Origin of the sequence: Domibacillus sp. PGB-M46 (assembly GCF_022668875.1) — a bacterium.
In the GTDB taxonomy this organism is placed as follows: Bacteria; Bacillota; Bacilli; order Bacillales; family Domibacillaceae; genus Domibacillus.
Window position 1 is genome coordinate 260,041 of record NZ_JAKGCR010000006.1, and the last position, 9,767, is coordinate 269,807.

Annotated in this window: 4 protein-coding genes and 1 pseudogene; 2 read left to right on the plus strand and 3 right to left on the minus strand. The window is 41.0% G+C overall.

The annotated features are described in order from the left end of the window. Nucleotides 1-147: 147 nt before the first annotated feature. A pseudogene (locus L2D08_RS24675) lies at nucleotides 148-252 on the minus strand (DUF8096 family protein); the annotation flags it as partial. A 117-nt stretch (nucleotides 253-369) separates the two neighbouring features. Between L2D08_RS24675 and L2D08_RS10680 the strand changes: the two are divergent. Next, nucleotides 370-1,389 (plus strand): S-layer homology domain-containing protein, encoded by a 1,020-nt coding sequence (locus L2D08_RS10680; RefSeq protein ID WP_242233751.1) that lies wholly within the window; start codon nucleotides 370-372, stop codon nucleotides 1,387-1,389. Nucleotides 1,390-2,744: 1,355 nt separating this feature from the next. On the opposite strand, the gene L2D08_RS10685 is transcribed toward L2D08_RS10680, so the two are convergent. Further along, nucleotides 2,745-4,487, minus strand: coding sequence for a glucosaminidase domain-containing protein (locus L2D08_RS10685; protein ID WP_242233752.1), 1,743 nt, complete (start codon nucleotides 4,485-4,487; stop codon nucleotides 2,745-2,747). Between the two features lie 306 nt (nucleotides 4,488-4,793). Next, a protein-coding gene (locus L2D08_RS10690) for an IS3 family transposase (RefSeq protein WP_242233753.1) occupies nucleotides 4,794-5,913 on the minus strand; the annotation gives its coding sequence in 2 pieces (ribosomal slippage) (nucleotides 4,794-5,661 and nucleotides 5,660-5,913; 1,122 coding nt in all). 513 nt (nucleotides 5,914-6,426) lie between these two features. Between L2D08_RS10690 and L2D08_RS10695 the strand changes: the two genes are divergently transcribed. Beyond that, nucleotides 6,427-9,657: an Ig-like domain-containing protein gene (locus tag L2D08_RS10695; protein WP_242233754.1), complete on the plus strand. Its 3,231-nt coding sequence runs from the start codon at nucleotides 6,427-6,429 to the stop codon at nucleotides 9,655-9,657. Nucleotides 9,658-9,767 lie beyond the last annotated feature (110 nt).

Consider the following 9,767-nt stretch of genomic DNA (forward strand, 5'->3'; position numbering starts at 1 on the left):
AAAAAAACAGCCAAGCAGGCGCTCGGCTGTAAGAGACTATTTTCCGTATATTAATTTCTAATACTAGTATGACCATTCTCAAATAAAAGTAAACGAACCAATAGGAGGGGAATGATAAATGTTCTTCTCCTATTTTCATTGGTAGGATTAAATTATTTTCTTCATTCCGCAATGGCGGCACTCGCGAAGAAAAACCATATTTTTAATGGAGCTTTTAAAACGGGCATTGCCGCAGTTATCGCAACGACAACTTTTGATGAAATAGAGGTTTTTTCTTGTTTAGTAATTAATCTCCCTTGCTTTCTGGTATACTGTATAACATATCAATTAATGAGAAAATTTGTTAAAAAACAGAGGGGAGAAACATTTATGAAAAAGGTACCTCGTATTATAGCTACAGCTGCACTTGCGGGAGCAGTATTTGCTTCAACTAGCCCATCAGCAGAGGCGACAGCAGAGGCGACAAACTTCATGCCGATTTATGCAAAACCTACATCTGAATTCCCGTTTACTGATGTTCCTGAAGAACGCATGGAAGACGTTTTGGCCCTTTATCAAAACAAATTTCTAAATGGGGTTAGTACGGATCAATTCGGATGGAGCCAGACAATCAAGCGTGTGGATGCTGCGATGGTCGTTGCACGCGGCATGGGTTTTAGAAAAGAGCAGCGCCCTATACCGGAAAAGTGGTTGACGTTTAAAGATGTTCCAGACCGTGCCAAACAGGCGATTGCCTATCTCCAATTTAATAAAGTAGTAAATGGAAAAACGGAAACTGTTTTCGGATCCAATGATACGATCACAAGAGGAGAAGCTGCGATTATTCTCTCAAGAGCCTATGCTGATGTGTTGTTATCACCAACCGAGCCGGTACATCATTTTACAGACGCAACAGGGCGGTACGCGAAGGCCATCAACAAACTAGTTGCTACAGGCATTACTCATGGAAAAACGTCTGACCGGTTCGGTACCAACGATCCTGTAAAAAGAGGAGAGTTTGCGATCATGGTAGCCCGGCTGAGTGACCCGGCTCTATCACCACCTTCTGACGGTGACCTGCCTTCTCCACCAAGCGGGATAACAATGAAAGCAGATAAGGAGAGCTATAGTTTATCATCTGATACAGGTATAAGCCTGACAATTGTTAATAAAGAAGATTTCCCCTACGGATATAGATACCAATATACACTAGAGAAGAAACAAGGAGATAAGTGGTTGGAGATAAGAGAAAATCGCGGAATCCTATACCCAACCGATGTACCACAAATAGAAGCTGGCAAAACCATGAAAGTGAATGTTTCGTTTGGTAGATTTAGAACATTAATAACAGCGGGAGAATACAGAATCATGAATACATTCGGTGTAGCAGAGTTCACCATTACTTACTGAATAAATTTTTAGTTTGTAATTTTTATGTTTACAAATATTTCAAAAAGAAGGATGCACTTACTTGCTGGTGGGTGCTTTTTCTCTTTAAATTTTGTCGTATAACTGACGTATATATATATGAGATGGTAAAAAATAAACCCTGCCAGATGGCGGGATTAAATTGTTTTCTTTATGCCCCAGTTACGGCACTCGTGAAGAAAGACCATATTTTTAATGGGGCTTTTTAAAATGGACATTTATCATGACGCACAAAGAGATCGCGATCCGTATTTTCTCAAGAATGTGTAACTTGTTTCTCTCGTTTACATTTTCAGGTTTCTGAGGAGTGAGTTTAATGATTACTTGTTCTACACTGTTTCACCCATTTGCATTAGATCTGTTGATTATCCATCCCTGTATCCATTGGATTTGGGCTCATAATAGTGTAGGTAACAGAGAGAATACTAGTTGGTCTTTCTGTGAAGTTCATCTTAAGTTTCTTATTTAATTTGTGGTTTTTGAGAAGTTTTTACGAGGATGGACTGTACGCAGATAGTGTGGTCGTTATCGGAGATTTCATTAATTATGGCGTTATTAGCGCTTTTACCTGGGGAATATCGGGGCTGTTACTTTATTATAAAAATTATATTATAGAAGAACAATGGCAGAAAATCGCCGGGGTAGCCGGAATTTCTTTGTAGCTTCAATATACTATCCGTTAAATTATAGAAAAATCCGTACCAGTTGTTATGCTGATACGGCCTTTTGCTTTATGAATATTTTTTCGCTCAAATTTAAATTAGATTCCCGCATCATAAAAGAGAAGGGGACTTTCCGTATATAACACCCATCATTTGAATCTCCCACAGAGCAGGACGCTGTTCTGTAAAGGAATGTTTAGACTTTAATAGTAACTAAAAAGCACGATTCCAATGCTTTTAAGAATATTAGAACTAATCCCGTTAATTTTTATTCAACTGAATGCCATTGTAGGAACCTTTATTAACTGTTCCTAGAGTCTTTTTCCATAAGGGCTCTTTCTGTATAATTTCAGGATCAATTCCTTAAAGAGAAGCGGACCTTCCAGACGTAACTCCCGTAAATTGGATATACCAGAGAGCAAAACGTACTTCCCCATAAGATCAGCATTAAATAGCTCTGCAGCTTGATTGATGGCCAGGCGTTTATCAAAAGGCAGATCCAGTTTTTCTAGCATAAAAGTCGGCATGTAGAAGTAAAGGGAATACATACTGATTGCCCGAACAGTGTAACAGACATGTTATATGGGAGTATCAATAAATCATAAAGAAAAAGCTAGGCTTAAGTATTTGCCATGTTATTTAGCAGCGTAACCTAAGCCTAGCTTTAGTTTGTTATTAATGTGTAGGTACAATAAGAACATTTTCAGTTACTGTGTACAGGTCTCTCCCATCTTCTGGTAGCTCAGAAATAACACGTAACCAACCAGCCGCTTCTGATGGTGTATTAGAAAGAGTGACCGGCATTTTATCAAGCCGTTTGATTGTCCAATCCAGCTTATACTGATAAGCACGGTTGTTGTTAACACCGTTCTGGATGACTGGCTCTTTACGAATGCTCACATCTGAAACTGCAGTAAAGCCGACATCATATTTTTGGTAATCTTTGTTGCCTAGTGCTTTATCTATGCGATACATATGCCCTGATATTTTTGCACCCCAGTATGGATCAGAAGCATAACGGACATTCATTCCGACCATTTTATTGCCAAGGGCAACGCCATTGTAGCGATAGTCCGCCATATTAAGAGGATCTAAATAATTTGTATTTAATCTATTCACTAAGGCAGTGATATTTTCCTCGATTGATGCAAAATATTTATCCGAAGAGGTGTTGCCATTTGTTGAACACTGATCATTACTATCCGGTATGTTTAGTCCGAATAAGTTGTTATTGTTTTGCGCGTGACAACTCATACCGTAATCACTTTCGTGGATAGCAAATGATAATAAAAACAATGCATTAATACGATGCTCTTTTTCAATTGTTTTTAATGTAGCACCCAGCCCCTTTAATGGGCTTTTTGTTGTTGCGTTTGCATATTTTGCGTAGGCTGTTCGTTCTTTCGCTGCAAGTTCCCTATCAATATATGCATCTAGTTCAACTGCACTGTAACTTGTCGGTATTCGTAGAGATACATATTGGAAATAGTTATAGCTCTCGCCTGCAACTTTACTATTTGCGTCAACAAAGTTTATTCCGTCTGTACTATAGTATTTGACACCTTCATTTAAAAAGTCTGGTTTTTTACCGACTAAATAGGCAGTATTATATTTTCCCTGGTTATGGTGGTAAATGTAATGCCATAAGCCTTGTTCATTTGCTACATAATACGACTGCCCTTTTGCTGTGACAGTAGGAATAAGTGTAACGTCTTCGTGTTTAACATACATGTCTTGCCCAAATGCCTTTACTTTTACGTAATTTGCTGTAGCATCTGCATAGATAAGCTCTGTATCGATGGAAACACCAGTATATTCATACTGTGAGGTGAAGGTTGCCTGCTTGTAAAGAACCGTCACAGCTTGCTTATTTGTTGCCACAAAACCAGATGGAATTTTAATGTACTTGTCATTTAGCATGATCCCTTGATTTTCTTGTAAGCTAGCATTTGCTTCATCATAAGTCTGGTAGTTTTCAACAGGCGAATAAGTCCCATCTTTTTTAATATTTACAACAATGTAGCCTTCTGTTGTTGAAAAAGGTTTTACAACTGGCTGTTTCAAAGCTTTAATTTCTTCGCCAATTTGCCCTAAAACATTTGCTGTAATATGTAAAGTGTATGCTTGGCCAGGCTCGTAGCCTGTTGCAGGTGCATGAACGGTTACAATATTATCTTTGGCAGAAACCGTGACGTTCTGCTTCTCCTGTTTACTATTCATAACGTAAATAGAGCTAGGTGTAATACTGGATTCAACAACAGGGAAATTGAACTTAACCGTCCATGTCTTATCGACAGGTACATCGGTCACTTCATCTGTTAAAGTTGCAGCGTTTATTAGTGTCAGTGGGAATAGTGTAAACAATGTAATTAGTAAACAAACAATATGCCCCTTTTTAAAAATAATGATCTTTTTCACTCTCCTTATTAACATCAACGTAGTAATACTAATAATACACTGAATTTAACAAAAATGGGTAAAAATTTATCTAGATACAGCAATGCCATTTGTGCCATAAATGCGGTGTATAAAAGAGTTTTAGGTTTGGTTTATTAAAAATTCTACATTATAAATGGAAAGGAGAATTATACATAATATCTATCATTTAAATCTCCGACAGAGCAAGACGCTCCTCGGCGAAAGCATACTCCACATTAAATAGCTGTGCAGCTTTATTGATAGCCAGCCGTCTATCAAAAGGCAGATTGGATTGTCAACACTAAATCAGGCAACCTTTTTAAGGCATGATTGCTTGTATTCAATTGGACTTGCGTAGCCTAATGTTCCATGAATCCGCAGCTTGTGAAACCAGTTAACATAATCACTGGATTCAATCGTAAGATGCTCTAAACTATCAAACTTCATCTGGCTGACAAACTCTATTTTGATAATTTTAAACGTGACTTCCGCCACGGCATTATCATATGGACAGCCTTTCATGCTTAAAGAGCGGCCAATTTGGAAGGCCGCTAATGTCTCATCAGTTAGCTGGTTTTTAAACTCTCTGCCACGGTCGGTGTGGAACAGCTGGATATCCCGCAGATCACCTTGAATAGAAGAAAAAGCCCGTGCGACAAGGCTTGCATCTTTGTTTGGACCTGTGCTGAAGCCAATAATTTCGCGGTTAAAGAGATCGACAAAGATACACACGTAATGCCATTTGTTTTTGACTTTGACGTATGTTAAATCACTGACGACTACTTTTTTCGCTTCTGCCTGCTGAAACTCGCGTTTCAATTCATTTGCCTGGGCTGACTCATTACACGGAGCTTTCTGTGGCTTGAACTGTGCCACCGTATAGGAAGAAACAAGCCCTTGTTCCTTCATGATACGTCCAATACGCCTCCTGGAAACTATAAATCCACGTTTGTGCAGTTCGACTTTGATTTTGCGCGTGCCGTAGGCAATTCGATTTTGTTTGAAAATCTCTATGACAGCGCCTGTTACGTTGTCTTCTGACTGACGTTCTTTTGCCTCATAATAGTACGTACTACGTGAGATTTGCAGGACGCTGCACATTGCTGATACCGAGTATTTGTCCTGGTTTTGCTTGATGACATTTACTTTCGTCCCATGATCAGCGCGGCAAGACTACCATATCGTTCTCCATTCTGAGCTGTTTCAGTTCCTTGCGAAGCTCTAAAAGCTCCTGCTGTTCAGGAGACCGGTTGTCTTTCTCTTTAAAAGAACCGGAGGTTTCATCCTGGTGGATCCAGCGGTCAAGAGAGGACGGAGTCAGATCGTATTCATTAATAACGGCTCGTTTCGTTTTTCCATACTGGTAAAGCTGCACCATTTGTTTTTTGAACTCGGGCGCGAATGTGCGGCGTTCTCGCTTTGTCATTGTTGGAACTCCTCATCTGTTTTAGGTCAAGTGTACGTGACCTTAATTTTTCTGTCCAGATAAGTGTAGACGCTCCAGAGGCACCAGAAGCAGGGTATAAACAAGGAGAAACATATGTTATTTATGTAGAAAAAGCAGTGAATTCAGCTTCAGGCAAAGAGTTAAAGGAGCCTGTAAAGATGCAGTTTACAGTTGCGGGTAATAATCAATGACGAAAAAGAAAGGGCTTAGGCTCTTTCTTTTTGTTTTTTCCGCTTTGTCAGGCAAAAAAATTAGCAAAAATGAAAAGTAGGGAAAAGGAAGATTTGGTTATGAACAAGGTACCATCTAACATGTCTATAGTCGCATATTTTTTCCTTTGTGAGAGCATGATTTCAGCAAGTTAGATAAAGTGGTAAGAGGAAAGCAATGGGACAGTACACACGACATTTTTTCTATTAAATCCCTATTGTGGTACTTTGTTCTATGCATTATAGTGAAATAGACTTATAAATTACGAAATGGAGGGACAAGATGAAATCGCTTAGATTTTTATTAAGCTTATTGCTGACAATCGTTTTAGGGGTGACAGGGACAACAACAGGTTTTGCTCAAAATACAAACTCTCAGTCCTTGTCTGTAAAAAGGGAAGTTGCCGATACGGAAGAGCCAATAAATGCAGGGGTGGATAAGGTACTGCCCTCAAAGGCTAACGTTGATCCACATTATACATTTACAATCAAGTTTAACAAGGAAGTTGATCCATTTTCTCTTACTAACACTGCTATTTATGTTGAAGATGACAATGGTGTGAAGCTTCAATCTGAAATAGTATCCGCCGACCCAAAAAGCGTAAAAATAAAGGCTCCGGATGGGGGCTATGAAGAAGGAAAAACATACATACTCTACGTTACCAATCAAGTTAAAGATAAAAAGGGCCGTCCGTTGGCAAAGCAAACCACCATGCAGTTTACGATTAAGATCGGCACCGAGAAAATTTCCATGGAAACAGGTATTGAAGAACTTGAACAAAGCACGATGAATCAGGCAAGCGAGGTTATAGAAGGCGAAAAAATTGTTTTTGATGGCCATCCGGCTGAAGTGGAAAGCTTAGAAAAAGGAACCATATTCACAACGGCTCCGACGGAGGAATTTCCTTTCGGACTGGCCGGAAAAGTAGGGTCTATTGATACGGGCGGCGGCCAGACGACGGTTCAAATAACCGAGCCGGCACTTGAAGAATTATTCACCGAACTGGAACTGGAAGGAGAAGCACCGCTGACAGAGGCAAGTGTCATACCGGATGATGGCGTGACCGTGACCACTGGAAATTCAGAAAAACGAAGCCTGGCCTCTTCTATATCATTGGGCCAGGACCTTACTTTTTCTTTTGAAAAAAGCCTTGTCGTTGGCAAAGGGGAAACCATTAAATTAGGAAATGTAGTGAGCAGCTACAGGGGAGAAGCGGAAGGGAAGTTTAATGCCGAATTTGTATTAAAAAGCCCCGTACTAAAGTACGATGTCAGTTTAGTCAAGAATTACGCGAAAGTGGAACTGCATAATGAACAGCAGCTGAATGTAGCGCTGACAGGCAGGCTGGCCGGGGAAATGGAAACGAAATATAGAATAGGGAAAATTCTCATTCCGATTCAGGGGCCGGTCGGGATTTCAGGAGAGCTTTGGGCTGTCGCAAATGCCTCCGGGGATGTAACATTTGAAATTTCAGCTAAGGAAACAGCGGTTTTAAAAATGGGGGTTGAAGCTTCCGGAGGAAATGTGTCGCCTGTGGAATATGAGAAGCCATTCGACGTGACGGCTGAATTGAATCTTCTTGAATTTCAGGGAAAAGCGGAAACAAGCGTCGGCCTCCAGCCGAGTCTTTTCATTGCGGCTTTTAGCAAGGATATTGTCGGCATCACAAGTGAAATCGGCTATGGAAACATCATAGAAGGGAAAACAGGCAAACTAGAGTTTGACGGAAAAGTGTGCTTAAAAGGCCATGATGGCTTGTATGCAAATGCATCCGCAGCTCTAAAATTCCCGGTGCAGGCTTCCCAGCCCCTGTTTGACTGGGAACATGTTTTAAAAGAGCGGGACGACTGTCCGGCATTTGAAGAAATTGAAATAAGCCAAAAGAATCTCCTGCTTGAAAAAGGAAAAGAAATGAATTTGGAAGTCATTGCTCATTATGCTGATAAATCAACCAAAAACGTAAGTGAAGCCAAAAATGGGACAACCTATACCTCCAGCAATGAACAGGCTGTCACGGTCGATGAGAATGGCAAACTAAAGGTGCTTCCTGATGCGAAAGTGGGAGAGGAAGTGACCATCACAGCGGAAAAAGAAGAAAAAAAAGCATCAGTGAAAGTGAAAGTCATTGACATTGAAAGTGTTTCGATTAGCCCGGAAGATCTTCAGCTGGCACCAGGTGAGAGCAAGCAAATTGCATTTCTCGCCAAAATGACCAATGGGGAAACACTAGATTTAACCAAGATGCAGGGTGAGGTGAGCTATCAGTCAGAAAACTCTGCGATTGCACGTATAAGTGACGATGGAATGGTTTATGTTTCGGATAAAATCATTGCTGGTATTCCTCCGGTGGAACTGAGTGCCTCTTTTAGAGGGCATGAAGCAAATGCAAATATCGTTGTAAAGTCCGGAAGCGGTGAACAGCAGGGATTAGGTTTATTAGCAAAATCACCAGCTGCAGCCGGTTATGAACATTCTGTTTTCCTAAAAAATGATGGAACGGTCTGGACATGGGGGAAAAACGATGTAGGACAGCTCGGTGATGGAACAAACAATAACCGCTTTTTGCCTGGACAGGTTGCAGGATTATCAGACATCATTGCCGTAGACGCTGGTTTTAACTTTAATGTAGCGTTACGTCAAGATGGAACCGTATGGGCGTGGGGTAGTAATAGCAGTGGGCAGCTTGGAAATGGTACAAATGTTCATAGTGCTGTACCTGTGCAGGTACAAGGGATTCAGGATGCAGTCTCAATTGCAGCCGGAAGCAGTACGGCTTATGCCATACTGATAGATGGAACTGTTCTTTCATGGGGCTGGGGTGGAAATGGTCTTTTAGGAAATGGACAAGAAGGCAGCAGCACAACTCCCGTTCAAGTAACAGGGTTGGATAAAGTGATCTCTATCGACTCTTCTTTGAATGTTTTCGGTGAACGGCATACAGTCGCTCTTCGGTCAGATAAAACCGTATGGGCATGGGGAAGAGGCTACTTTGGGGCTGTCGGTGCTGGTGAAGCAGGAGATTCATTTTGGGGCAAAACGTATACTACTCCTGTTCAAGTAAAAAGTTTGGATAGGCAGCCTTTAACCGACATTGTTGCTGTTGCGGCAGGAGATACCCATTCCATAGCCCTTCACGAAAATGGGACTGTCTATGGGTGGGGCAACGGATGGGGAGATGCTTTTTTTGATTCGTCAAATCACCCAGTCATCAAAAAAGAAGCTGATGGCCAGACGAACCTCTCGAATGTAAAATGGATTTCGGCGGGCGGCTTCCAGGAAAACGTCGTTGTGAAAAATGATGGGACAGTTTGGACATGGGTCGCAGGCAAAGCTCCGGTGCAGGTCAAAAATTTAAGTAATATTAGAAAAACCGCTACAGGCGGTTATCATTCATTCGCCATTACAAAAGGCGGAAGTGTGTGGGCATGGGGCTGGAATAATTATGGGCAGCTTGGAGATGGAACCACAAGGTGGAGATCAACATCTCCAGTTGAGCTATCAACATTAAAATAACCGATTATAAAAGAAAAAGCCGGGCTGGGCATAGGGACTGACCCCATGGAGTGAGACAAATAAAAACACCTTTAAGTTGAAAAATGGGTATGTAAGTACCTAAAAAGCCA